General features: G+C 40.3%; 19 protein-coding genes, 4 tRNA genes and 3 rRNA genes. 21 read left to right on the plus strand and 5 right to left on the minus strand.

The window, feature by feature from the left end:
• Positions 1 to 50: 50 nt before the first annotated feature.
• Together cwlD and MKY65_RS01250 are read left to right on the plus strand one after the other, a co-directional pair.
• Positions 51 to 779, plus strand: coding sequence for an N-acetylmuramoyl-L-alanine amidase CwlD (gene cwlD / locus MKY65_RS01245; RefSeq protein WP_339181578.1), 729 nt, complete (start codon positions 51 to 53; stop codon positions 777 to 779).
• 281 nt (positions 780 to 1,060) lie between these two features.
• The gene (locus MKY65_RS01250; RefSeq protein ID WP_339181580.1) at positions 1,061 to 2,119 is read left to right on the plus strand and encodes an Mrp/NBP35 family ATP-binding protein; all 1,059 of its coding nucleotides are present in this window, start codon (positions 1,061 to 1,063) and stop codon (positions 2,117 to 2,119) included.
• A gap of 75 nt (positions 2,120 to 2,194) precedes the next feature.
• Here the strand turns inward: MKY65_RS01250 and gerD are convergent, their stop codons facing one another.
• Positions 2,195 to 2,827, minus strand: a complete 633-nt coding sequence (gene gerD, locus MKY65_RS01255) for a spore germination lipoprotein GerD (RefSeq protein WP_339181581.1) — start codon at positions 2,825 to 2,827, stop codon at positions 2,195 to 2,197.
• 271 nt (positions 2,828 to 3,098) lie between these two features.
• Between gerD and MKY65_RS01260 the strand changes: the two genes are divergently transcribed.
• Complete coding sequence (locus tag MKY65_RS01260; protein ID WP_339181584.1) at positions 3,099 to 3,752, plus strand: KinB-signaling pathway activation protein; 654 nt, start codon at positions 3,099 to 3,101, stop codon at positions 3,750 to 3,752.
• Between the two features lie 249 nt (positions 3,753 to 4,001).
• On the opposite strand, the gene pdaB is transcribed toward MKY65_RS01260, so the two are convergent.
• A complete protein-coding gene (gene pdaB, locus MKY65_RS01265) occupies positions 4,002 to 4,757 on the minus strand; it encodes a polysaccharide deacetylase family sporulation protein PdaB (RefSeq protein WP_339181587.1) in 756 nt (251 codons plus the stop codon).
• Positions 4,758 to 5,451: 694 nt separating this feature from the next.
• Here pdaB and MKY65_RS01270 point away from each other — a divergent pair.
• The 8 genes from MKY65_RS01270 (at position 5,452) to MKY65_RS01305 (ending at position 11,409) form a co-directional block, all read left to right on the plus strand.
• Positions 5,452 to 7,013 (plus strand): 16S ribosomal RNA (locus MKY65_RS01270).
• 76 nt (positions 7,014 to 7,089) lie between these two features.
• Positions 7,090 to 7,166, plus strand: a tRNA-Ile gene (locus MKY65_RS01275).
• Between the two features lie 20 nt (positions 7,167 to 7,186).
• A tRNA-Ala gene (locus MKY65_RS01280) sits at positions 7,187 to 7,259 on the plus strand.
• 127 nt (positions 7,260 to 7,386) lie between these two features.
• Positions 7,387 to 10,308, plus strand: a 23S ribosomal RNA gene (locus MKY65_RS01285).
• 62 nt (positions 10,309 to 10,370) lie between these two features.
• A 5S ribosomal RNA gene (rrf, locus tag MKY65_RS01290) occupies positions 10,371 to 10,486 on the plus strand.
• Together the 16S, 23S and 5S rRNA genes with 4 tRNA genes alongside form the textbook arrangement of a ribosomal RNA operon.
• Positions 10,487 to 10,513: 27 nt before the next feature.
• Positions 10,514 to 10,585: transfer RNA gene (locus MKY65_RS01295), tRNA-Asn, on the plus strand.
• 6 nt (positions 10,586 to 10,591) lie between these two features.
• A tRNA-Thr gene (locus MKY65_RS01300) sits at positions 10,592 to 10,664 on the plus strand.
• A gap of 196 nt (positions 10,665 to 10,860) precedes the next feature.
• A complete protein-coding gene (locus MKY65_RS01305; RefSeq protein ID WP_339181590.1) occupies positions 10,861 to 11,409 on the plus strand; it encodes a transposase family protein in 549 nt (182 codons plus the stop codon).
• 174 nt (positions 11,410 to 11,583) lie between these two features.
• Here MKY65_RS01305 and MKY65_RS01310 read toward each other — a convergent pair whose 3' ends face one another.
• Together MKY65_RS01310 and MKY65_RS01315 are read right to left on the minus strand one after the other, a co-directional pair.
• Positions 11,584 to 12,486 (minus strand): glycine betaine ABC transporter substrate-binding protein, encoded by a 903-nt coding sequence (locus MKY65_RS01310; protein ID WP_339181593.1) that lies wholly within the window; start codon positions 12,484 to 12,486, stop codon positions 11,584 to 11,586.
• Between the two features lie 653 nt (positions 12,487 to 13,139).
• Entirely contained in the window at positions 13,140 to 13,535 is a 396-nt protein-coding gene (locus MKY65_RS01315) for a VOC family protein (RefSeq protein WP_339181596.1), read from the minus strand.
• A gap of 200 nt (positions 13,536 to 13,735) precedes the next feature.
• On the opposite strand from MKY65_RS01315, the gene MKY65_RS01320 reads away from it, so the two are divergent.
• The 10 genes from MKY65_RS01320 (at position 13,736) to MKY65_RS01365 (ending at position 24,665) form a co-directional block, all read left to right on the plus strand.
• A complete protein-coding gene (locus MKY65_RS01320) occupies positions 13,736 to 13,972 on the plus strand; it encodes a hypothetical protein (RefSeq protein WP_042531011.1) in 237 nt (78 codons plus the stop codon).
• Between the two features lie 699 nt (positions 13,973 to 14,671).
• On the plus strand, positions 14,672 to 15,487 hold the full coding sequence (locus tag MKY65_RS01325; RefSeq protein WP_339181598.1) for a TIM barrel protein: 816 nt from the start codon (positions 14,672 to 14,674) through the stop codon (positions 15,485 to 15,487).
• Between the two features lie 43 nt (positions 15,488 to 15,530).
• Positions 15,531 to 16,517, plus strand: a complete 987-nt coding sequence (locus tag MKY65_RS01330) for a tripartite tricarboxylate transporter substrate binding protein (RefSeq protein WP_339181599.1) — start codon at positions 15,531 to 15,533, stop codon at positions 16,515 to 16,517.
• A gap of 56 nt (positions 16,518 to 16,573) precedes the next feature.
• Positions 16,574 to 17,092, plus strand: coding sequence for a tripartite tricarboxylate transporter TctB family protein (locus tag MKY65_RS01335; protein WP_339181600.1), 519 nt, complete (start codon positions 16,574 to 16,576; stop codon positions 17,090 to 17,092).
• A 68-nt stretch (positions 17,093 to 17,160) separates the two neighbouring features.
• On the plus strand, positions 17,161 to 18,672 hold the full coding sequence (locus MKY65_RS01340) for a tripartite tricarboxylate transporter permease (protein ID WP_339181603.1): 1,512 nt from the start codon (positions 17,161 to 17,163) through the stop codon (positions 18,670 to 18,672).
• A 40-nt stretch (positions 18,673 to 18,712) separates the two neighbouring features.
• A complete protein-coding gene (locus tag MKY65_RS01345) occupies positions 18,713 to 19,711 on the plus strand; it encodes a 4-hydroxythreonine-4-phosphate dehydrogenase PdxA (RefSeq protein WP_339181605.1) in 999 nt (332 codons plus the stop codon).
• An 89-nt stretch (positions 19,712 to 19,800) separates the two neighbouring features.
• Positions 19,801 to 20,790 (plus strand): dihydroxyacetone kinase subunit DhaK, encoded by a 990-nt coding sequence (locus MKY65_RS01350; protein WP_339181608.1) that lies wholly within the window; start codon positions 19,801 to 19,803, stop codon positions 20,788 to 20,790.
• Positions 20,791 to 20,810: 20 nt separating this feature from the next.
• Entirely contained in the window at positions 20,811 to 21,470 is a 660-nt protein-coding gene (gene dhaL / locus MKY65_RS01355; RefSeq protein WP_339181610.1) for a dihydroxyacetone kinase subunit DhaL, read from the plus strand.
• Between the two features lie 99 nt (positions 21,471 to 21,569).
• Positions 21,570 to 23,582 carry a transketolase gene (gene tkt, locus MKY65_RS01360; RefSeq protein ID WP_339181613.1) on the plus strand — a complete coding sequence of 671 codons (2,013 nt, stop codon included), beginning with the start codon at positions 21,570 to 21,572 and terminating at the stop codon, positions 23,580 to 23,582.
• 300 nt (positions 23,583 to 23,882) lie between these two features.
• Positions 23,883 to 24,665 carry a DeoR/GlpR family DNA-binding transcription regulator gene (locus MKY65_RS01365; RefSeq protein WP_319022584.1) on the plus strand — a complete coding sequence of 261 codons (783 nt, stop codon included), beginning with the start codon at positions 23,883 to 23,885 and terminating at the stop codon, positions 24,663 to 24,665.
• 97 nt (positions 24,666 to 24,762) lie between these two features.
• On the opposite strand, the gene MKY65_RS01370 is transcribed toward MKY65_RS01365, so the two are convergent.
• A complete protein-coding gene (locus MKY65_RS01370) occupies positions 24,763 to 25,245 on the minus strand; it encodes an RpiB/LacA/LacB family sugar-phosphate isomerase (protein WP_042531027.1) in 483 nt (160 codons plus the stop codon).
• Positions 25,246 to 25,459: the final 214 nt, after the last annotated feature.

The following is a 25,459-nucleotide window of genomic DNA, read 5'->3' on the forward strand; positions in this document are numbered from 1 at the left end:
ATAGTGCCCAAATACATCCCTGAAGATGGGAACGAAAGGAACGAGACAATATGTCTAAAAAGAAAAAGCAGGCCTTTTGGTTTCTTGGTTTATTATTACTTATTTTCTTATTACAGTATCCCACCAAACAAGCAATTAATTCTTCTAATTCTACGTGGTCGATGCCACTAAACGGAAAAGTAATTGTTATTGATCCGGGGCACGGCGGGCCAGATGGCGGAGCGGTAGGATCAGACGGCACCGTTGAAAAAGATATTGCTCTGTCTGTAGCTAAAATTGTGCAGTCTTATTTGATGCAGCATGGTGCGATTGTTCATTTGACGCGTGAAGAGGATGTTGATTTGGCAGCAGAAGGGACAAGCGGTCTGGCTAATCGTAAATCAGAGGACATACGAAATCGATTAGCGTTTATTCAAGAGAAAGAAGCTGAGTTTTTCATTTCCATCCATTTAAATGCATTACCTGATTCCCAGTGGCATGGTGCTCAGACCTTTTATTATCCAAGGTTTGAGGAGGGAGAACATCTGGCGACAATGATTCAGGAGGAAATTATCCGTAATTTAGAAAATACGGATAGACAGCCTCTTGCGATTGACCAGATGTATTTATTAAAGCATGCAGAGGTTCCTGGTGCGTTAGTAGAGATTGGTTTTTTATCGAATGAGACAGAAAGGGAGCTATTAAAAGATGATACGTATCAGAGACAAATGGCAGCCAGTATTTACGAAGGAATCTTGCGTTACGTTACGGAAGATCCGCAGGCAGAGGAAAGTGAATGAACAGTGCCTGGATGACGATGGCTTTTTAACTTTTACATGCGAAGAGGCTTTGGCTGATGTCAGGCCTTTTTTTATGGATAAATACTATCACAGCATGAGCGTCCTTAATTTCTCCAACGAGGGATGGGAAAGAGATGTGAAATATGGCTGGAGAAAAACGGACGCTACATTTCCTGATTAACTCAAGCTAGGTTCAATTGGTTGAAAAGCAAACCAACTGAATGAAGTTTCGTTTTATGTTATACTTGCACTTGGATAGATTCATAAGGGATGGTGAAAATATGTTAACACAAGAAGAGGTTATTGAGTTACTCAGCTCTATAAAGGATCCTTTTTTACATAGAAACTTGAAGGAATTGAACGCGATTACTTCTGTTACCATTAAGGAAGAGAAGAAGCATGTCAGTGTCAAGGTTGGAATTTCCAAGATGAATACAGGCGAGCAGATGCAGATGCAGCAAGAGATTGTTGGTGTTTTAAAACGCAATGGTGCCAATACAGTAGGATTGCGATTTGAACAGCTTCCTGATGAAACAGTGAAGAAATATCAGTCTGAAGCAGAAAAAGAAAAAGAAGAAACGCTGATCAGCGGTGCCACTAATACACAATTTATCGCCGTGGCAAGTGGAAAAGGCGGTGTTGGTAAATCAACTGTAACCGTTAACTTAGCTGTTTCTTTGATGCGTCTAGGCAAAAAAGTAGGAATAATTGATGCAGATATTTATGGCTTTAGTGTACCGGATATGATGGGCATCGAGGAAAGGCCAGTCGTTCGCGGAGAAAAGATTATTCCTGTTGAGCGCTTTGGTGTCAAAGTGGTCTCCATGGGATTCTTTGTGGAAGATAATTCGCCAATTATCTGGCGCGGACCGATGCTCGGGAAAATGTTAAACAGCTTTTTCACAGAAGTAGAGTGGGGAGAATTAGATTATCTATTGCTTGATTTACCACCTGGAACAGGCGATATCGCAATGGATGTTCATGAACTCTTACCATCTTGTAAAGAGGTTATTGTAACAACACCTCATCCGACTGCAGCTTTTGTAGCAGCTCGTGCGGGACAAATGGCTCTGAAAACAGATCATGAAATTCTTGGTGTTGTGGAGAATATGGCATATTTTGAAAGCAAGAAAACTGGTGAGAAGGAATATGTTTTCGGAAAAGGCGGAGGTAAGAAGCTTGCGGATGTTTTGAAAACAAAGGTTCTTGGTCAATTGTCACTCCAACAGCCATATGAAGAAGACGATGAATTCGCGCCATCTGTTTATCAGGAGGACCATCCAAATGGAAAAGAGTATCATAAAGTAGCTGCCAAAATCATTGCGAAACTAGAGGAATAGGATTGCAAACAAACGGGGTGTCTGTTTAGATAAACAGCACCCTATTTGTTTTAGAAAAATACATGCAGCAATTCCTTAACCGGATGAATTTGCTCCTTCATTTTCCTTTTCCTCTTCCTCTTTATTCTCTGAGGAATTTCCGCTATTTTCTCCACTGCCGCCGGAAGCATTTTGCTTGGCGGCTTCTTTTAATGCCTGATCTATTTTTTCCTGAAATAGCGGTGATTGAAACGCTTCTTGGATTGTTTTCTCCAGATGGGCACGGAATGCTTGGCTCGTCATGATAGAAAGCATTTGCTCATCCACCTTAGGGTTATTCAATATCTCAATCATTTGCTCTTGAAATTGACTGTCATGCATCAGATCCTTCATCAGGTTCTTTTGTTCTGCGGAGATGGATTTCGCATAAGTTTGTATGAATTCAGGGTCTTGGAACATTTTTTTCCAGTTTTCCTTGCTGTCTTCGGATGATAAAGCTTTCGTAACAGCCTCTTTTACTTCATCCGACTCAATAACCACGCTTTCCTGCAGTTCGTCATCGTTTAGTATATCCTTTAACGCTTTTTTTCCTTCCTCTGTCTGCAGGATATCGACAACCATCCGTTTCGTGGTTTCGTATTCTGCTTCACGGGATTCATCATTATTTCCACAAGCGGAAATAAAACAAAGCACTAGGAGTAGAAATAAAATGGACAGGTGACGTTTCATATATACGCTCCTTTCTTCATGGAATCAGAAAGTATACCTTTTTCACGAATTTATTTTCAAATCGGGATTACAACAGCCTGGCCTCAGGTGCCAAAAATCAGCATTTTCTGCAATAATCCTGTGTTCTATTCGTTGATATTTCTTCAGTGATAAGAATATAATCTATACTCTTAATATGTTTGATAATTTAACAAAATATACACAAGCAATGAAGAAAAATAGGTCACTTCATGATAAAATACCAGTGGTTACTTCTTTAGGGGGTGAAAAATTGAACACAAGAATATTGGTTAATTTCTTTTGGAAAGCATTCTGGCTTGGCGGGCTTGCTGGATTAATTGCGAGCTTTTTTATACGGCCGGAGGAATATCTTACATATATGTCTCCGTTTGATGCAATGGAGTTATTCGGGGTATTTATTTTCTTTTTAGGGCTTGGCCTGACTTTTGCGGCGGTAAGTATGACAGGTTTCTTTGCATATTTATTTGTGAATCGGATGGGGCTGAATGTTTTTAAAGGATACTGGCCTACTGTGCAGGTTGGTTTGATTATCTTTATTTTATTTGATCTGGTCTATTTTCCATATCGCGCCACAGGTGGAGAGGTAGCAATTTATTGGTTTATATTGATTGCTGCTGCGATGCTTTTGATTAGCTGGATTGTAGCAAAGATAAAAGCAAAAGGGACGAATTCGACAGCTTTTATTCCAGCACTTTTTTTCATGGTTGTTTTTACAACTGTCGAATGGGTTCCCGGCTTAATGGTAGATGGTACAGATTATGCCTGGTTAATGGTTGTTCCACTATTAGTATGTAACACCTACCAGATGTTAACGCTGCATCGCTTACCTTTTGTGGAAAAAGAACCGAAAAAGGAACAAAAATCGGCATCAAAGCCAAAAAAAGGGCAAACGAAGAAAGTGTGAGTCCTGGAGCCCTTCCTTACCATGGAAGAGCTCTGTCAGCTTGCTTTATCTGATTCATGAAAAGTATGCCGAAGCTGTTTCTTCTATAATGATAAAAGGCAGCTCCTCTTCAGATAATTAGGGGAGCTGCCTTTTACGTTTACGTCCGTGCTGGTAATTTATATTTAAAAGACCGGCTCATCGCCTAAGTCTAAATTTGTGAATGAAGTTCCTTATGAAAGAGGAAGAATTGAGAAATGGAAGCAAGGATTAATCAATAAGTTCCGTATCTGCTTTTGCCTGGTTGACCATTTCCGATATAGTAATTAAACCATACCCTTTGTTTTTTAATCCGGGAAGAACCGACTCTAAAGCTTCAGCAGTCTGCTTGGCACTATCTGAAGCATGCAGCAGAATAATATCGCCATTTTCTGTTTGATCCATAACTTCATCAATGATTGATTCTACTCCAGGATTTTCCCAATCATCCGGGTTGACATTCCAATGAACAACCTGAAATTGCATACTTTCCGCCAACTCAATGATTTCTTCGTTTAAATGACCATGTGGTGTGCGGAGAAGGTGGATATCTTCATATCCTAATTTGTCCATAACCTCTTGTGCTTTGATTAAATCTTGTTTTATTTGTTCTGGCTCCTGATCTAAATAACTTTTATAACGATAGCCGAGCAATCCGATTTCATGTGTACCTTCAGAAATGGCCTCTAATAAATCTGGATGACGTTCAGCCCATTCTCCGCTGACGAAAAAGGTAGCTTGGACCTCTTCTTTCTCCAGTACTTCAAGAATACTTTCTACTTTTTCCTCTCCCCAACTAATATTGAAGGTGACGGCAACATCTTCTAAATCTTCATTTCCTTTTGAGAGAGCAGCTGGCTCGTCCTTCGTGAACATCGTTACAATAGAAGGAGTTTGCGTCCAAATAAGAATGGCTGCTGCTAAAATAATAACGGTGCTTAATATAATTTTCTTCCGGTTCAAACGAATTGTGTAGAAGTGATTCAATTTTGTTCCTCCTTTTTTAATGTAGTACAACCCATGAAAGCATTTGTAGTAGTGCGAAATAATTCGTTCTAGTTTATATATATGTTCTTGTTTATAGAGATATGTACAAGCTTGCAATATTCTTTTAAAGACAATTGGTATCCAGAGGAGCAGCGAGTGTTGATAAAGGAAAGAAACGGCAAGTTATATATGGTATATTTTGCAGAGATAATGTTAAAATTGAGAGGAGGCAGCCTGATTAAAATGACGATGCTCAGTCTGCAGTTTTACGGACGGCTCTTTGCGATAAATGATTCTAGATAAATATCTCCTCTAATGATTAAGAAGAATCAAGATGCCTGTGAAACGTTATTTAGTGGTTTTATAATCATTTTTTACATAGAAAATAGAAAAAGTGATTTGTTTAGTCATTTTTTTGTGAAAAGGTATTGCCCTTCTCTATTTTCTATGGTATATTAATTTTTGTTGTCGGAAGCAAACGAAATAAAGCGAAATTATTTCGACAAAATACTTTAAAAAAAGTGTTGACAACAAAAACGAAACATGGTAAATTATATCTTGTCGCTAAAAACGACAGAAACAAATTGCTCTTTGAAAACTGAACAAAACAACCAGTACGAAAGAAGAAAAACACCTCGTTTTTCTTAAAAAATAAGTCAGAAGTTGACTTCTGAAAGCTAAAGTTTCAAACACTTTTATGGAGAGTTTGATCTTGGCTCAGGACGAACGCTGGCGGCGTGCCTAATACATGCAAGTCGAGCGCGGGAAGCGAACGGAACTCTTCGGAGGGAAGTTCGTGGAACGAGCGGCGGACGGGTGAGTAACACGTAGGCAACCTGCCTGTAAGACTGGGATAACTCGCGGAAACGCGAGCTAATACCGGATAACACTTTCTATCACCTGATGGAAAGTTGAAAGGCGGCTTTTGCTGTCACTTACAGATGGGCCTGCGGCGCATTAGCTAGTTGGTGAGGTAACGGCTCACCAAGGCGACGATGCGTAGCCGACCTGAGAGGGTGATCGGCCACACTGGGACTGAGACACGGCCCAGACTCCTACGGGAGGCAGCAGTAGGGAATCTTCCGCAATGGACGAAAGTCTGACGGAGCAACGCCGCGTGAGTGATGAAGGTTTTCGGATCGTAAAACTCTGTTGTCGGGGAAGAACAAGTATGATAGTAACTGATCGTACCTTGACGGTACCCGACCAGAAAGCCACGGCTAACTACGTGCCAGCAGCCGCGGTAATACGTAGGTGGCAAGCGTTGTCCGGAATTATTGGGCGTAAAGCGCTCGCAGGCGGTTCTTTAAGTCTGATGTGAAATCTTGCGGCTCAACCGCAAACGTGCATTGGAAACTGGAGGACTTGAGTGCAGAAGAGGAGAGTGGAATTCCACGTGTAGCGGTGAAATGCGTAGAGATGTGGAGGAACACCAGTGGCGAAGGCGACTCTCTGGTCTGTAACTGACGCTGAGGAGCGAAAGCGTGGGGAGCGAACAGGATTAGATACCCTGGTAGTCCACGCCGTAAACGATGAGTGCTAGGTGTTAGGGGGTTTCCGCCCCTTAGTGCTGAAGTTAACGCATTAAGCACTCCGCCTGGGGAGTACGGCCGCAAGGCTGAAACTCAAAAGAATTGACGGGGACCCGCACAAGCGGTGGAGCATGTGGTTTAATTCGAAGCAACGCGAAGAACCTTACCAGGTCTTGACATCCTTTGACCACTCTAGAGATAGAGTTTTCCCTTCGGGGACAAAGTGACAGGTGGTGCATGGTTGTCGTCAGCTCGTGTCGTGAGATGTTGGGTTAAGTCCCGCAACGAGCGCAACCCTTAATCTTAGTTGCCAGCATTCAGTTGGGCACTCTAAGGTGACTGCCGGTGACAAACCGGAGGAAGGTGGGGATGACGTCAAATCATCATGCCCCTTATGACCTGGGCTACACACGTGCTACAATGGACGGAACAAAGGGAAGCGAACCCGCGAGGTCCAGCAAATCCCATAAAACCGTTCTCAGTTCGGATTGCAGGCTGCAACTCGCCTGCATGAAGCCGGAATCGCTAGTAATCGCGGATCAGCATGCCGCGGTGAATACGTTCCCGGGTCTTGTACACACCGCCCGTCACACCACGAGAGTTCGTAACACCCGAAGTCGGTGAGGTAACCTTTTGGAGCCAGCCGCCGAAGGTGGGACGAATGATTGGGGTGAAGTCGTAACAAGGTAGCCGTATCGGAAGGTGCGGCTGGATCACCTCCTTTCTAAGGATATATAACGGAATTCGTACTGAGTTGTTTGGTTCAGTTTTGAGAGAGCAATTCTCTATCATATTTAGATGGGCCTGTAGCTCAGCTGGTTAGAGCGCACGCCTGATAAGCGTGAGGTCGGTGGTTCGAGTCCACTCAGGCCCACCATCTAATTATATTATATTCATGGGGCCTTAGCTCAGCTGGGAGAGCGCCTGCCTTGCACGCAGGAGGTCAGCGGTTCGATTCCGCTAGGCTCCATTTTTGTACCTTGAAAACTAAATAAGAGTAACAACGACATCAAACTTTAAAAATAAGGCAAAAAAGCTATTGATATAGCGACACAACTGATTACATTCTGTAATCAGCCATCTTATTCAAAAACTTTAGTTAAGTGAATAAGGGCGCACGGTGGATGCCTTGGCACTAGGAGCCGATGAAGGACGGGACTAACACCGATATGCCTCGGGGAGTTGTAAGTAAACGTTATATCCGAGGATTTCCGAATGGGGGAACCCACTGTTCGTAATGGAACAGTACATCTATCTGAATACATAGGATAGGTGAGGCAGACCCGGGGAACTGAAACATCTCAGTACCTGGAGGAAGAGAAAGAAACATCGATTTCCTGAGTAGCGGCGAGCGAAACGGAAAGAGCCCAAACCAAGAAGCTTGCTTCTTGGGGTTGTAGGACATTCCATTGGAGTGACAAAGAAATTCTTTAGATGAATCGATCTGGAAAGGTCAGCCAAAGAGGGTAACAGCCCTGTAATCGAAAAAGAATTTCCTCCGGAGTGTATCCTGAGTACGGCGGAACACGTGGAATTCCGTCGGAATCCGGGAGGACCATCTCCCAAGGCTAAATACTCCCTAGTGACCGATAGTGAACCAGTACCGTGAGGGAAAGGTGAAAAGCACCCCGGGAGGGGAGTGAAATAGAACCTGAAACCGTGTGCCTACAAGTAGTCGAAGCCCGTTAATGGGTGACGGCGTACCTTTTGTAGAATGGACCGGCGAGTTACGATCGTATGCAAGGTTAAGTGGAAGACACGGAGCCGTAGCGAAAGCGAGTCTGAACAGGGCGAATGAGTATGCGGTCGTAGACCCGAAACTGTGTGATCTACCCATGTCCAGGGTGAAGGTCAGGTAACACTGACTGGAGGCCCGAACCCACGTATGTTGAAAAATGCGGGGATGAGGTGTGGGTAGCGGTGAAATTCCAATCGAACACAGAGATAGCTGGTTCTCTCCGAAATAGCTTTAGGGCTAGCCTCAAGATAGAGAGTACTGGAGGTAGAGCACTGATTGGACTAGGGGCCCCTACCGGGTTACCGAATTCAGTCAAACTCCGAATGCCAGTTACTTACACTTGGGAGTCAGACTATGGGTGATAAGGTTCATAGTCGAAAGGGAAACAGCCCAGACCGCCAGCTAAGGTCCCAAAGTATACGTTAAGTGGAAAAGGATGTGGCGTTGCACAGACAACCAGGATGTTGGCTTAGAAGCAGCCATCATTGAAAGAGTGCGTAATAGCTCACTGGTCGAGTGACGCTGCGCCGAAAATGTACCGGGGCTAAACGTATCACCGAAGCTGCGGATTGTTCTTACGAACAATGGTAGGAGAGCGTTCAAAGTGCTGCGAAGTCAGACCGTGAGGACTGGTGGAGCGCTTTGAAGTGAGAATGCCGGTATGAGTAGCGAAAAAAGAGTGAGAATCTCTTTCACCGAATGCCTAAGGTTTCCTGAGGAAGGCTCGTCCTCTCAGGGTTAGTCGGGACCTAAGCCGAGGCCGACAGGCGTAGGCGATGGACAACAGGTTGATATTCCTGTACCACCTCATGATTGTTTGAGCAATGGGGGGACGCAGGAGGATAAGGAGTGCGCACCGATGGATGTGCGTCCAAGCATGCGAGGAAGTCAGACAGGCAAATCCGTCTGACATGATTCTGAGCTGTGACGGGGAGGGAAATAGAGTACCGAAGTTCCTGATTTCACACTGCCAAGAAAAGCCTCTAGTTAGATCATAGGTGCCCGTACCGCAAACCGACACAGGTAGGCGAGGAGAGAATCCTAAGGTGAGCGGGAGAACTCTCGTTAAGGAACTCGGCAAAATGACCCCGTAACTTCGGGAGAAGGGGTGCTCACTTGTGAGTGAGCCGCAGTGAATAGGCCCAAGCGACTGTTTAGCAAAAACACAGGTCTCTGCGAAGCCGAAAGGCGAAGTATAGGGGCTGACACCTGCCCGGTGCTGGAAGGTTAAGGGGAAGAGTTAGCTCTTCGGAGCGAAGCTTTGAACCGAAGCCCCAGTAAACGGCGGCCGTAACTATAACGGTCCTAAGGTAGCGAAATTCCTTGTCGGGTAAGTTCCGACCCGCACGAAAGGTGCAACGACTTGGGCACTGTCTCAACGAGAGACCCGGTGAAATTATACTATGCGTGAAGATGCGCATTACCCGCGACAGGACGGAAAGACCCCGTGGAGCTTTACTGTAGCCTGATATGGAATGTTTGTGCAGTTTGTACAGGATAGGTGGGAGCCTTTGAAGCGTGAGCGCCAGCTTACGTGGAGGCATCCGTGGGATACCACCCTAACTGTATGACCATTCTAACCCAGGACCGTAATCCGGTTCGGAGACAGTGTCAGGCGGGCAGTTTGACTGGGGCGGTCGCCTCCTAAAAGGTAACGGAGGCGCCCAAAGGTTCCCTCAGAATGGTTGGAAATCATTCGAAGAGTGTAAAGGCAGAAGGGAGCTTGACTGCGAGACCTACAAGTCGAGCAGGGACGAAAGTCGGGCTTAGTGATCCGGTGGTTCCGCATGGAAGGGCCATCGCTCAACGGATAAAAGCTACCCCGGGGATAACAGGCTTATCTCCCCCAAGAGTTCACATCGACGGGGAGGTTTGGCACCTCGATGTCGGCTCATCGCATCCTGGGGCTGTAGTCGGTCCCAAGGGTTGGGCTGTTCGCCCATTAAAGCGGTACGCGAGCTGGGTTCAGAACGTCGTGAGACAGTTCGGTCCCTATCCGTCGTGGGCGTTGGAAGTTTGAGAGGAGCTGTCCTTAGTACGAGAGGACCGGGATGGACACACCGCTGGTGTACCAGTTGTTCCGCCAGGAGCATTGCTGGGTAGCTACGTGTGGTAAGGATAAGTGCTGAAAGCATCTAAGCATGAAGCCCCCCTCAAGATGAAACTTCCCATCACTTTAAGTGAGTAAAATCCCTCAGAGACGATGAGGTTGATAGGTCCGAGGTGGAAGCGTGGCGACACGTGCAGCTGACGGATACTAATCGATTGAGGACTTATCTAAGTTTTTTCATGTCACGTTACTCTTATTTAGTTTTCAGGGTGCAAAACCCTATATTAAGTAAGTCTGGTAGCGATAGCGAAGAGGTCACACCTGTTCTCATGCCGAACACAGAAGTTAAGTTCTTCAGCGCCGATGGTAGTTGGGGGCTTCCCCCTGCGAGAGTAGGACGCCGCCAGGCTTATTTTTTTACATATTTAATTTATATTCCACAGTAGCTCAGTGGTAGAGCAATCGGCTGTTAACCGATCGGTCGTAGGTTCGAATCCTACCTGTGGAGCCTTTTGCTTCCATAGCTCAGCTGGTAGAGCACCACCATGGTAAGGTGGGGGTCAGCGGTTCGAGTCCGCTTGGAAGCTTTCTGTTAAACGCTTATCCTATAAGGAGGAGAGCGTTTTTTTTGTATTTATAATAGTTATGAATAGAGGCTCTATACTGAATGTGGTGGTGTCCTCCGTTCCATCGCCAGATGGAACGGAAGCAAAAAAATACACTCCTTTTCCTCTCTCTGATAACCTTGAGTTGTCGAGACAAAAGGAATGGGAGAGGAAAAGAGTGCAACATCATTTTATCACAGAGTTATTAGGAATTAAAGATACACATGTAGATGTGTGGGATATCAGAGAAGAAGAAAGTTATTTGATTGCGGAATTATTCACGAAACAGCGTATGCAGAAATGTCCTTGTTGCGGGAAAAGAACGAAACGGATACACAGTTACCGCTGTCAAAGCATCCAAGGATCAGTGTTAACGACAAAAGAAGTTCATATATCTCTGCGAAAGAGACGTTATATTTGTATGTCGTGTCACCACACATTTTATGAGCGTCTCCAAATGATCCATCGGTATCAACGGTGTACGGCGAGTGTGCAAACGGCAGCGATGATGCATGCCGCTGTAAGTTCCTTTCGTACAGCGGCGCTGGTAACGGGAGTAACAGTGAACCGTGTGTTACGGTGGTTTGATCAGAAGGAACTGCCCACCAGCAAAGTGTTACCGCGAGTCATTGCGATCTATGAGTTTAAAGGCGACGCAGATGGAGAGAGGTTTCAATTGAATGTGGCCGATATGGATATGTCACCTTTTTCTTGTATTTCATTGTAAATTGAAATACCCACATCTATTTTATAGTATCCTTTACGATTAAAATTAGAGATAAACAAGAGACTGTTCGTATTGTTAAGAAGGAAAATTTATCAAATAAAAAGGTCTCCATTCAATAGATATATCTATTGAATGGAGACCTTTTAATCATAAAACAATTATTAGAACTAAGAATTATTCCTTTGGTTCTAAATCCTCAAGTGAATCAATATCCATATAAGCTGGTACAGCCAAACCAGTCTTAGCGCCATCTAAGTTTGGCCCCAAATCATCAAAATCGCTTTCGTATTGCTCATATAATCCAGCATGTGTTACTGGCATCCATACAGCTAAAGATGCATCAGCGCTTCCAGTGGCGATGGATTCAAACATAATAGCTGGGTCAACTTGTGTCAATGTTACTTGAAATCCTTGTTGTTCTAATGCAATTTTAGCAACATTTGCTGTGAAAATAGCATCATCCCAAGGTAAAAGAGCCAGCTCGATGGAAGTACCATCTACAGAATCTACACCGTCAGTCCACTCTGTAATAATTTCTTGATTAGCATCTGCCCAATCCTGCGCTACTGTTTCAAAATCCTTTTCTTGAGCTTCTAATAGCGCTTCTTCTACATCTGGAAGCTCTAGCTGTATACGATCAAGAATCGTATACGCTTCAGGTATTTCAACCTTCAGTCCCTCTCTGGCTATAGTTGTGATTTGTTCTTCATCCCCATGGATACCTTGTGGATCATCTAAGTATTTTAAATCCCACTGAGCAAACTTATAGTGAGGAGACCATGCACTAAAAACGATTGGTTCTTCATTATCAATAGCATCAGTTAATTGCGTTAACATTGCTCCTGCGGAAGACAGCTCCTGCTCCCAGCCGGCAAGGTTATCGTAAGAATCTAAAACTTCTTCATTTTTTTGAGTTTGCCCGGCACCAGGTTCAGTTCCTGTGATTGTATAATCTAGTTCTTCACTAATATTGACTTCTGCTTGTGCGTCCCCATCGTCGGAACCGCAGCCTGCAACAATGAGAGATAAAGATAAACCAAAAATTATTCCTAGCCTTTTCCATGTGAAATTCATCATATGTAAAAATACCCTCCATTTTTATGAACTGCTTATCTAACAACTTTATCGATTGCTCTATAATACACAATGATTGTGATGAGCCAACAGAATTAATGCTATACTTATTAGCTTTTTAACTCAAACGTTAAAAATAGTTGTTTTTGCACAAATAAGTTGCTAAAAGCTGATTAAACATTGGTTTTTGTAGAAGAGCAGCCTTTTACTGCGTCTATCTCTGTATTACATGTTCCTGTCGAATTTTAGTTAAAATTAATGTGTTGAAAGTATAGGGTGACAGGAATTTTGTAAATAATTCGATTCAACAGTACAGTCTTCGTTTGGAACGCTTAAATTATAGGAAATGAAAGTGGTTTTAAAAGAACGTATGATGTTGGAGATGATTAAATTTAATATAGTTAATAATTGAATTTAAAGAGCTCAAAAAGTAGAAATAAAATAATGTAGCCGGAATTGAATAAGTATCACTATCTTAATAATTAAGATCAGGAAATGTGTCTTCTTCCCTCTGGCAACCCGATATAGGAAAAGAGTAAATAAAACATGTGTAATCCAGTTTAATTTCTCTGCCTTTTTCAAATTTTAAAATGCCCTTTTTTATATAAAGGGCATTAGCTATACTACATTCGTTTTACAATAATAAATAGCTGATATTAAGGTGCAATCAACTCTACTTTTACTCTATCCGGATCTTCAAAATAAACGGCATAATGATTTTCACCGCCCGCAAATGGATGTTGGTCAGCATAAAGAATAGTTGCCCCTCTTTGCTGGAGCTTTTTCGTCATGTCATCTACAAATTTCCGGGAGTCTGCATGGAAGGCTAAGTGATTTAAGCCAACGCGGCATCGATGATAAGGAATATCCAGAAATCTTTCTTCCGCTTGTACAAAAACGAGATACGTTTCTCCCAGTTTCCAGCTTTGCCCGCCTTCCCATTTTTGAAAAGGTGTATATCTCAGCTCGCTTAAAAACCAGTCCCAAAAATGAATCGTTTTATTTAAATTAGAAACATAAATTTCAATATGATGAATTAGACCATGATTCAAAGGAACGCCTCCCTAAATGCAGTAATTACCTTGACTTACTTGATTATTTTCTATGTAGATAGATACAACAGCTTTGAAAAAAGTTTACAAAATACGGGATGAATGAGAAAATAAATAGTATGTATCTTGATAGAATAAATGCATTATAATCTATTATAGAAGAGTTAAATGATAAAGAAAAGTATTGGAGGAGGAGTTCGATGGTTGAGCGTTATGTTAAATTAGATAAAATTAATGATGTAAAAGATTTTGTAGAAAGAGTATCTGGGTTTGAATACAAAGCAGAGGTTATTTCTGACACATATATATTAAGTGCAAAATCCATTATGGGGATATTCAGCCTGGATTTGACAGAACCATTAAAACTAAGAGTTCATGCAGACAGCTGCGATGACCTATTAGAAAGCATTTCACTTTATCTTGTTGATAAAGAATAAACTATAAGGGGTATTCAGTTACGGAACTACATATACTGACACCCCTTTTTTTATGTGCGTAAGTAATAGATTTCTCTATTAGATAACTAATCCCTCAAAATGTTTTCCTCGGTGAATGATAAATAAAATTTTTCAATTATTATTCTGTTTTATCCTCAATGTTGTAATTATTTCTATGTAATTCTTTTCAACACATCTTCGTGCCATTTATAAATTTATCCTTTTTGATTATTTTCAATTACTTTCGTTTGGTGTAATATTTTAATAGCCAATAAACTGTAATTCTTTGTTAGGTTGAACGCATTATTTAATCAACCATATTGAAAACCTGATGACTTCATAATTTCTGACACACACGGTAACTAACAAGGGTAGTTTCCATAAGTATAGTCAAGCGTTACATCTAAGTTATATAAGATAGAAGGAGTTAGGTAATTATTCTTATTTTAAGAGGATTATCGAAACAAAACAGGTTCTTTATATGTTTTAATAGGAAAAATTATCAAAATAAAAGATGGTATAAATAATAATCGCAAATATAATCAACAATGAAAAAAAGTATTAACTAAATTTATCACAAAAAAACAAAAATATTATTGACAAATCGAAAATAAATGATAATATTAATCTAAGGATTTTGAAACCGATTTCAAATTACTTTTTAAAGTTTTATCCTTTATACAAATAGGGAGGTTACAAATGAGTATTAAATTTGGTTGTCATACATCAACTTGGGAACTAGATTACGATAAAGAGACAGATTATTTAGATAATGTAATGGACACAGTAAACAATGCAGGATTTAAAGGAGTGGACGTACAGGTAGCAATGCTTGGAAGATATCAAAATAACCCTGAAAAATTAAAAAAAGCCTTGGATGAAAGAAGTATATATTTAGCAGCTTTAACGGTACCATTCACTTGGGCAAATGATGAGGAAACAGAAGAAGAAAAAGAACGTGCAGACTATTATATTGATTATCTGGCAAACTTTCCTGGAGCAGTTATGAATCTCCCATCACGTGTCGGGCCTAATAGAGACAATTTATTAGAACGTCAAAAACAGATTATTGCTTGTGCAAACGCTGTCGGAAAAAGAGCGCATGAAAAAGGAGTACAAGCTTCTTTTCACCCTGCTTCGCCAAAAACATCTTATTTTAGAACAAAACAAGATTACGATGTTTTGTTTGAACTACTAGATAAAACATATATGAGTTATACTCCTGATGCCGGTCATATAAAAGCTGGAGGAATGCGTCCAGAAGAAATTATTAAAGACAATCTTTCTATTATTAAACATGTACATTTGAAGGACTGTTCTAATAATAATGAGTGGAAAGAAATGGGCACAGGTGATATTGATTTCCTTTACATCGTAAAAATACTTAAAGATAGTGATTATAACGGTTGGATAATGATTGAGGAAGAAACAGAAGAAGCTGCGGAAGATCCAAATAAAGTAATTTTAAATGTTGGGAAATATGTTGAGAAAAACTTAAAGCCAATTGTAAATTAGTTTCAAATGAAGAGGAGATATATGATTTTAAGGAGGACTTAAGATGAAAAGTAAAATCAATTATTTAATAGTTTTAATATCAATTTTCACTATATTTTTGGCGGCATGTAGTGATGATTCGGATGCTTCATCTGGATCCGGTGAAGCATCCGATTACCCTTCTAGGAATATTGAAGTATTAGTTGGGCATGGTGCCGGAGGAGGAACAGATTTATTTGCAAGAGCTGTTGTTAATGAATTAGAGGGTATTTTGGATGTGAATATTAATGTTGTTAACCAAGAAGGCGGTGCAGGTGTTGTAGCTTTACAGAATGCATATAATGCTCCTGCTGACGGGTATACATTGATTGCTGATGCTGCTTATTCTATTACAACTGCTGCAGGTACGAACCAACATGGCTTAGATGATTTTATTCCAATTGCTCGTTTCCAAAATGATACTTATGCATTATGGGTTAATGCAGAAGATTTCTCTTCTATCGACGAATTTATGAAAGCTGTTGAAGAAAACCCGGGAGAAGTAACGGTTGGCGGGACAGGTTCATTGGGTATGGATGAAATGACTGTGTTTATGTTAGAACAAGAAGCAGATATTGATTTGAACTTTGTTCCAATGGAAGGTGCAGGGGAGATGCATGCTGGAGTACTTGGTGGACATCTGGATGCAATGGTTGATGAGTTTGGTCCGACAAAGTCATTAGCAGATGATGGCTCAATTATCCCTTTGGCAGTGTTTTCTGAAGAAAGAATTGATGAATTTCCAGATGTCCCAACTACAGTTGAATTGGGATGGGACTTAACTGATGGTAATGAACGTGCTTTTTATGTGAAAAGAGACACTGATCCCGAAATTATTGAAATACTAGAAAGTGCAATGGAAGAAGCTTATGAATCTGAAGATTATAAAAAATATGAAGAGGACAATTATTTACATCTAAGAGATGGGTGGTTAAATTCAGATGATTTTGAAGAGAGAACGGAAGAATTAATTGAAAAATACGAAGTGATTATGAGTGAGCTTCAACAATAATTTAAATTGGAGGAGGGATTCCTCCTCTTGAATTTAATTAAAGGGAGTGAGAAAGTATGGCTTCTTATAAAAAAGATTATATATTTTATGGGATTGTAATTTTGTTTGCAATTTTCTTTTTATCGGCTACAACACAAATTCATTCTGCGAATACTACAGCCACTTTAGGCCCGAAATTTTGGCCACTGATTATTTTAATTATGATGCTAATCTTTGCTTTTATGGGGATTATTAAAACTTTTATAAGTCATAAAAGAATAGTTAATGGAAATGTGACCTGGGCTGAGGATCCTGAAGATTCTGAGAGGAAACTGTTTAATATACCTTTGAGTTTAATATCTATGTCATCAATTATACTTTACGCATTAGGTATATTCTTTATTGGTTTTATTCTCTCAACAATTATATTTTTATTTGTACTCACACAAGTACTAGGTGCAAAAAAGAAATTGTTATTATTAATTCTCTCAATAATAATCACGGGCTTGTGTATAGCATTGTTTTCACATGTTTTATCTGTTCCGCTACCGCGTGGGATAGGGATATTTAGAGAACTAAGTTTTTGGTTTTATTAAGATAGTGAATCCATTAAATTTCAAATTTGTGAATATATTAATAACCGTTTAAGTCAAGGAGGGAGAATATGCTAGAGTACTTATGGATAGGGATATTAAATGTTGTGACTGAACCAATGAACTTATTAATGTTATTTCTGTCCATTGTTATAGGTTACATAGGTGGAGCAATACCAGGGTTAAGTGGAACGATGTTGATTGTTATATTACTACCAGTTACATACTCATTTGAGCCTGCTGCAGCTTTTATATTACTCACAGGGATTTATTCGGTTACAGCATTATCTGGTGCTTTTGGATCGATATTACTTCGTACCCCAGGAACGCCGGAAGCGATTTTTACCACTTATGATGGCTATCCTATGGCGCAACAAGGATATGCCGGGCGCGCGTTAGGTATTACAATTATTAGTGCGGTGTTAGGTAGTTTATTTGGAGTTTTCTGTTTAATCACGTTAACGCCATTGCTTGCTAATGTAGCTTTATCATTTTCATCACCAGAGTATTTTGCTTTAGCATTTATGGGGCTAACTGTTGTAGCATCTTTAAGTGGGAAGGATATTTTGAAAGGGTTAATAGGAGTTTTATTTGGCTTAATGATTGCAACGGTAGGAATGGATGCTTTAACGGGAACTTTGAGGTATACCTTTAATTATACGCCATTAACGTCAGGTATCGAATTAATTCCTGTGATTACCGGACTCTTTGCATTGTCAGAATTCATTAAACGCAGTACAGAATCTCATAGTTTGGGCAATGCAATAAAAGTAGTAAAAACAAAACTATTTGAAAGAGAGATATTTAAGAAAATTAGAGGAACAATTGCAGGTACATCAGTACTTGGTATGTTCATTGGGATTTTACCAGGCGTCGGAGCAACAACAGCAGCAATGCTGGCATATAGTGAAACAGTTCGCTGGTCTAAAAAAGAGGAAAAAGACACTTTCGGTAAAGGGAATCCAAAAGGAATTGCTGCATCAGAAGCAGCTAGTAACTCTGCTGGTATTGGTACATTAGTACCTTTGCTTTCATTAGGGATACCAGGAGGAGCAACAGCAGCAATTTTAATTGGAGCATTTATACTTCATGGAATGCAGCCTGGACCAATGTTATTTAATTCTGACCCTGTTTTAATGTATACCATTTTTGCAGGCTTATTAATTTCTAATATTTTAATGTTGTTTCTTTCAACACCATTCATTAAAATTTTTGAGAAAATAGTGAAGGTTCCGTATTCCATTCTGGGACCATTAATTGTTGTTCTTTGTTTAATTGGAACTTATACACTGAGAAATAGTTTTTTTGATGTAATTGTAATGGTGATTTTCGGTATTATTGGATATCTCCTTGAAAAATTCAAATTCCCATTGGCTACAATTATTTTGGGCGTTGTTTTAGGTCCAATTGCAGAAAGTCAATTTCGACGTTCAGTTCAAATGTCTGATGGTGATTTTTCAATATTTTTCACTCGGCCAATCAGTTTAACCTTAATTGTAGTATCAATTGTTATGTTATTTTTACCAATAATTATGAAATATATAAGAGATAGAAAAGTTAATAAAGCAGATTATTCTGCTTAAATATTTAAACAGAAGCTTATTATACATTGGAGGAGTTAAAATGAGTAAACCACGAGTTGGGTTATTATATGGAGATGCGGCAGGGGTAGGGCCAGAAATTGTTGCGAGAGCAATGATAAAGGAAGAAATTTTAGAACAAGCAACATGGGTTTTAATAGGAGACGAAAGAATCTTTCAAAGAGGTGCTGAGGTAGCGGGTAATGAAATGAAGTATCAAAAGGTAGATACAATAGACGATGTTGATCCTGCGAAGGGCAGCTTATGGCTTATTGATGTAAAATCTACGGATCCTAATGATGTCGAATATGGTACTTTATCTGCTGACTCAGGAAAAGCTGCAGGAGACAATTTAGTATATGCGCTTAATTTGGCAAAAGAAGGAAAGTTGGACGGTTTAACTTATGGTTCTATGAATAAAAGTGCCCTGTATCAGGGCGGGTATGAATTTAAGGATGATATTCATTTAGTAGCTTCTGTATTTGAATTAGAATCAGGATTTAGTGAAGTGAATGTAATGAATGATGTATGGTTTACGCGTGTGACATCTCACGTGCCTTTAAAAGAAGTTGCAGAAAATATTACTAAAGAAAGTGTACTAGAAAGTATCTATTTTGCTAATGAGATTGTTTCTAAAGCGGGTATTAAACCAAAAATAGCAATTGCTGGGCTGAATCCACATGCAGGAGATAATGGATTATTAGGTGATGAAGAGAATGATATTATCATCCCGGCAATTGAAGAAGCGAAAGAGAATGGTGTGGATGCTCATGGGCCATTCCCGGCAGATACAATGTTCCTTAGGTTAGAAAAAGAATCATTTAACACTCTGCTCGCAATGTATCATGACCAAGCTCAAATAGGAATGAAAACATTAGGATTTAGCAAAGGAATTACGATTAGTGGGGGATTGCCAATTGTAATTACAACCCCTGCTCATGGGACAGCATTTGATATTGCAGGTAAAGGAATTGCCGATTCAAATGCACTAGAAGAGTCATTAAAATTGTGTGTGAAATTAATCAATAACGGCTATAAGTAAAGCTATTACAACTTGTAGAGTTCCCTCCTCTAAAGAGAAAGGAGAGAACTCTGCAAAACAATACATAAATAACCGAGGAGGTTCCTCTCATGAAAAAAGTCATTAACAATCCAGGTGATGTAGTTGAAGAAATGTTAGAAGGGATCATGCGCGCGCATCATGGTAGCTTCCAAAAAGTAGAGGGAGTAAACGGAATCGTTAAAAAAGAATTAAAAGATAAAGTTGCTGTTGTTACTGGTGGCGGAAGCGGTCATGAACCTCTTTTCTTTGGTGTAGTTGGTGATGGGCTGGCTGACGGAGTTGCGATTGGAAATGTTTTTGCTGCTCCTACGCCGAATACGGTTCAAGAGGTAGCGAAAACAGTGGACTCTGGTAAAGGAGTTTTATTTATATATGGGAACTATGCAGGGGATGTTCTTAACTTTGATATGGCAGCAGAGTTACTTGAATTTGAAGATGTGCAGACGACGACTGTTAAAGTGACGGATGATGTGGTTTCTGCACCGTTAGAAAGAAAAGAAGATCGCCGTGGAATCGCGGGAGATATTTTCGTTATTAAAGTGGCAGGAGCAGCTGCTGAGAAAGGTCTTTCTTTAGAAGAAGTGACAGCGGTATCACAAAAAGCGAATGAACATACTTACTCTATTGGGGTAGCATTATCGCCGGGAACCATTCCTGATTCTGGAGAACCTACGTTTACATTAGCTGATGATGAAATAGAGTTAGGCATGGGTATCCACGGAGAACCAGGGATGGAGCGGACAAAACTAATGCCGGCTGATGAACTTACCAATCAATTAATGGAAAAGTTGTTAGATGAAAGCCAATTGACCTCGGATGATGAAGTGAGTGTTTTAATCAATGGACTTGGCTCAACAACGTTAATGGAGCTGTTTATCGTTAACCGCAAAGTAGCGCAAATTCTGGATGAAAAAGGAATTGGCATTCATGATATCGATGTAAATAATTATTGTACAACCCAGGAAATGGGTGGATTTTCGATTTCTTTACTGAAATTGGATGATGAATTAAAAGCATATTATGATGCTCCGGCAAATGCACCATACTACAAGAAATAATGGAGTTGGAGGGATTTACAATGACGGCAACGGACGTAAAAAAATTGGATGCTGCGCAAACAAAAGCAATGATTCTCTATGCAGGAGAAAAAATAAGAGAAAATAAGCCATTGTTAACAAAAGTGGATAGTGCGATTGGTGATGGCGACCATGGAATTGGTATGTCAGTAGGCTTTGAAAAAGTGGAAGAAAATCTAAAGAATCAAGAATTTACAACGGTTAATGATATTTTTAAAACGACGGGTATGTCCATGGTGCAATCTATGGGAGGAGCTTCTGGCGTTATTTTCGGCACGATGTTTCTTGGCGGTGTAAAAGATCTGGATTCTAAAAGTGAATTGGATGTACCTGTACTTTCGGAAATTTTTAGTGCATCCTTAGAAGCGATTAAGCAGCGAGGTAAAGCCAGTTTAGGAGATAAAACAATGATTGACGCTCTGGAGCCGGCTGTTAATGGGTTGAAAGAAAGTGTAACTGACTCTGCAACACTGTTAGAAGCTTTGAAAAAAGCAGAAGAAAATGCTGCTGATGGAGTAGAGAATTCTAAGAATTATATTGCGAAATTTGGAAGAGCAAAATCTTTAGGAGAAAGAGCGCTTGGTAATCAGGATGCTGGAGCTACAAGTGTATGGATCATCTTTAAATCCATGAGAGAATGGGTAGAGCAATTAAATAAATAGATATGAGGTTAATATAGAGGCATTTCTAAGGAGTGCCTCTATATTATTGAAGCGATTAAAAACAATAGCTTATATAAAATAAGGAGAAGGTGATTCAAAATGACAAGTACTACAAACGTATCGACAGAACAATTATCTATTAATACAATTCGTACATTATCCATTGATGCCATTGAAAAAGCAAATTCAGGGCATCCCGGTCTGCCGATGGGTGCAGCGCCAATGGCTTACACGTTATGGACGGAATTTATGAAGCATCATCCAAAAAGCTCAAAGTGGTTTAATCGTGACCGTTTTGTCCTTTCGGCTGGTCATGGTTCGATGCTCTTATACAGTTTACTGCATTTATCAGGCTATGACGTATCATTAAATGATATTAAAAATTTTCGTCAGTATGGATCTAAAACGCCAGGACATCCGGAAGTGCATCATACGGATGGCGTAGAAACCACAACTGGTCCGCTCGGACAAGGAATTGCGACAGCTGTCGGGATGGCGATAGCGGAAACGCACCTGGCTGCTACTTATAATAAGGATGAATTTCATGTAGTCGATCATCATACCTTTGCACTTGTAGGTGATGGGGATTTAATGGAAGGAATTTCTCATGAAACAGCCTCCTTAGCCGGACACCTTGGTTTAGGTAAATTAGTTGTCTTGTATGATTCAAATGATATTTCACTAGATGGTGATTTGGATAGATCTTTTTCAGAGAATGTACAGGAGCGTTTTCAAAGCTATGGCTGGGAAGTCATTCGGGTGGAAGATGGAAATGATGTCGATGCTTTAAGAAAAGCAATGGAAGCAGCTAAACAAAATACTGGACAGCCGACGTTAATTGAAGTGAAAACGGTAATTGGGTATGGGTCGCCAAATAAATCCGGGTCGTCTTCTTCGCATGGTGCGCCTCTTGGTGAAGAGGAAGCAAAACTTACGAAAGAAAACTATAGCTGGGAATATGATGCTTTTCACGTCCCCATTGAAGTATATGAAGATTTTAAAAATAAAGTTGCAGAAAAAGGTGCCAAGGCGGAAAGTGATTGGAATGAACTGGTTGAAGCTTATATCGATAAGTATCCGGAAGAGGGGAAACAATTGCAATCAGCGATAAAGGGAGAGTTACCGGCTAATTGGAATAAAAATCTCCCGGCCTATGAAGCTGGTTCTTCTTTGGCAACGCGAGCTTCGTCTGGAGAAGTATTAAATGCTATCGCAGAAAATGTACCTAATTTCATCGGGGGCAGTGCGGATTTGGCAGGATCTAATAAAACAACGATAAAGGATGTATCTGATTTTTCAAAGGATGATTACGCCGGGAAAAATATCTGGTTTGGAGTGCGTGAATTTGCAATGGCGGCAGCGCTTAATGGGATGGCCCTTCATGGCGGGTTAAACGTATTTGGCGGCACCTTCTTTGTATTCAGTGATTATTTACGTCCGGCAGTAAGATTGTCTTCTTTAATGAAATTGCCAGTCACCTATGTTTGGACACATGATTCTATTGCAGTTGGAGAAGACGGGCCCACTCATGAACCGGTGGAGCATCTTGCTTCTTTCCGGGCAATGCCTGGTTTGTCTCTTATCAGACCTGCGGATGGAAATGAAACGCAGGCAGCGTGGAGACTTGCTTTGGAGACAACGGATCAGCCAACAGCTATTGTATTATCGAGGCAGAACCTTCCGACTTTACCAGGAACAAAGGAAAGTGCTTATGAAGGTGTGAAGAAAGGCGCTTATGTGGTGAGTGATTCTTCTCAAGATGAGCCTGATGCTATTCTTTTGGCAACCGGTTCTGAAGTTCAGCTGGCTGTCGAGGCTCAAAAGGTATTGCGGGAGAAGAATATAGATACTTCTGTCGTAAGTATGCCATCTTGGGATCGTTTTGAAGTACAAACATCCTCTTATAAAGAAAGTGTTTTGCTGCCTAACGTGAAGAAGCGGGTTGCTATTGAAATGGCCTCTCCATTTGGGTGGGACCGTTATCTTGGTAATGATGGAGTAATGATTGGTATAGATACGTTTGGGGCTTCTGGAAATGGAGATAAGTTAATCGAAGAATATGGATTTTGTGTTGAAAATATTGTGGCACAAGTGGAGCATTTATTTGTTTAGGATCCGCATAGATTTAATTTTTTGGTGAACCCAATATTAATTCTGCCAAACTCATCATATCCTCATCTATGAAGAATCGGGAGCAAACCGAATCCGATAGATGGAGGATATTTCATTTCCTTTGTTTCTGCTTAGGGAGCATGGATACATAACTTTTAATAAAAAAACTCATTATTTAAAGTAAAATTATCAATCGCTTTCATTTATTATTTTATTCATTCATTTTATGGTATAATACACCATAGACAACTATGGACTAATTAGGAATAGGAATAGATACTTTTTTTGCGAGGATGACGGATGATGAAAATGTTTGTTACGGAAAGAAGAAACAAGATAATGGAACTCTTGCATGATAAGCAGCGGCTGACCGTGAAAGAATTGTCGGAGCAAATCGGTGTGTCTGAAGCAACCTTGCGTACAGATTTAAACAAAATGGAGAAAAACGGTCTTTTAACTCGTACACATGGCGGTGCAATGTTAAATCAACAGAGTGAAGTGGATTATGACACCAGTTTTTCTGTGCGTGAAAAGCAAAACCGTAAAGAAAAATCATTGATTGCTAAGGAAGCTTTTCAGTTCATTGAAGAAAAGCAATGTATCTTGCTCGATGCCAGTTCGACAGCACTTGAGTTAGCACGTTATCTTAATGAACAAATGATCCGGCTGACAGTGGTAACGAGCGGGATTCAAACAGCGCTGGAGTTAAAGGATAACCCGAATATTACGGTTATTTTAATTGGTGGTGTAGTGACGAAGGGTTCTACGACAATGGAAGGCACATTAGGGGTGGAGTTATTAAACAAGCTTAATATTGATATTCTTTTTACTTCTGCCAATGGGTTTTCGGTAGAAAATGGAATGACCGATTTTAATTTGTATGAGGTTGAATTAAAACAACATATGGTGAAGAAAGCGCAGAAAATTGTGGCTGTTATTGACCATTCTAAAATTGGGGTGACTTCTAGTGCGCCGTTTGCAAGTACAGATCAGATAGATGTACTTATTACCAATGATTCCATTGATTCGGATACAGAGCGGATTCTTGTGAATCATAATATTCAAGTGATTTCTGCGCTGTAAAGGCAGTAATTTTTTGTTTTTATATAACTTTAAGGAAAAGCACTGTACAAGAATTTTCTTACGTACAGTGCTTTTCCTTATGATAATATTGAAAGCGTTAACAAGAACTTTTTGCTGCATCTTTGAAGTTCTGATCAAGAAATTGGCTTTCTCTGTCAGTGATTTGATCTACTTTGCGTTGAGATCCGCCGGACCATGCTACATTCAGGTAGGCTTCCACTACTTTTTTAGCAGACTCTGGTCCGATGACTTGGGCTCCCAGTGCGATGATTTGGGCGTTATTACTTAATTGAGCGCGTTCTGCAGAGTACGTGTCATGCGCTGTTGCTGCGCGGATTCCTGGGTATTTATTAGCTGCAATTGCAACGCCGAGACCAGTTCCGCAAATAAGCACGCCGCGTTCTATTTTCTTCTCGCTGATGGCTTCTGCTACATTGAAGGAAACCCCAGGATAGTCCACAGCATCGCCGGAATGTGCTCCGAAGTCCACCACTTCATGATCGGTTGATTCTTCAATAAATTTCTTTAACGTTTCTTTTAATTCATATCCGTTATGATCTGCACCAATACCAATTTTCATTCTGCAAACTCCTCTCGTATATTTAATCTACTTTCATTATATACTTCTAATTTTCTTTTATCAACTTTTATTTTCATTTTTAATCAATATGATAATAAATGAAAATAAAATTGCATACTTTATGGAAGCATCTTTTTCGACTGTGTACAATTCTACGGAAAAAGATTCTTTTGATTCAAAGTATACATTTTAGATATACGAGAGGACGTTAAAG

The sequence above is a fragment of the Oceanobacillus sp. FSL W7-1293 genome (assembly GCF_037969815.1).
GTDB lineage: Bacteria > Bacillota > Bacilli > Bacillales > Amphibacillaceae > Oceanobacillus > Oceanobacillus oncorhynchi.

Excerpts from the sequence above, each read along its gene's own strand:
- cwlD (WP_339181578.1), top strand. The coding sequence starts at position 51 with ATGTCTAAAAAGAAAAAGCAGGCCTTTTGGTTTCTTGGTTTATTATTA.
- MKY65_RS01250 (WP_339181580.1), top strand. The coding sequence starts at position 1,061 with ATGTTAACACAAGAAGAGGTTATTGAGTTACTCAGCTCTATAAAGGAT.
- gerD (WP_339181581.1), bottom strand. The coding sequence starts at position 2,827 with ATGAAACGTCACCTGTCCATTTTATTTCTACTCCTAGTGCTTTGTTTT.
- MKY65_RS01310 (WP_339181593.1), bottom strand. The coding sequence starts at position 12,486 with ATGATGAATTTCACATGGAAAAGGCTAGGAATAATTTTTGGTTTATCT.
- MKY65_RS01320 (WP_042531011.1), top strand. The coding sequence starts at position 13,736 with ATGGTTGAGCGTTATGTTAAATTAGATAAAATTAATGATGTAAAAGAT.
- MKY65_RS01325 (WP_339181598.1), top strand. The coding sequence starts at position 14,672 with ATGAGTATTAAATTTGGTTGTCATACATCAACTTGGGAACTAGATTAC.
- MKY65_RS01330 (WP_339181599.1), top strand. The coding sequence starts at position 15,531 with ATGAAAAGTAAAATCAATTATTTAATAGTTTTAATATCAATTTTCACT.
- MKY65_RS01335 (WP_339181600.1), top strand. The coding sequence starts at position 16,574 with ATGGCTTCTTATAAAAAAGATTATATATTTTATGGGATTGTAATTTTG.
- MKY65_RS01340 (WP_339181603.1), top strand. The coding sequence starts at position 17,161 with ATGCTAGAGTACTTATGGATAGGGATATTAAATGTTGTGACTGAACCA.
- MKY65_RS01345 (WP_339181605.1), top strand. The coding sequence starts at position 18,713 with ATGAGTAAACCACGAGTTGGGTTATTATATGGAGATGCGGCAGGGGTA.
- MKY65_RS01350 (WP_339181608.1), top strand. The coding sequence starts at position 19,801 with ATGAAAAAAGTCATTAACAATCCAGGTGATGTAGTTGAAGAAATGTTA.
- dhaL (WP_339181610.1), top strand. The coding sequence starts at position 20,811 with ATGACGGCAACGGACGTAAAAAAATTGGATGCTGCGCAAACAAAAGCA.
- tkt (WP_339181613.1), top strand. The coding sequence starts at position 21,570 with ATGACAAGTACTACAAACGTATCGACAGAACAATTATCTATTAATACA.
- MKY65_RS01365 (WP_319022584.1), top strand. The coding sequence starts at position 23,883 with ATGATGAAAATGTTTGTTACGGAAAGAAGAAACAAGATAATGGAACTC.
- MKY65_RS01370 (WP_042531027.1), bottom strand. The coding sequence starts at position 25,245 with ATGAAAATTGGTATTGGTGCAGATCATAACGGATATGAATTAAAAGAA.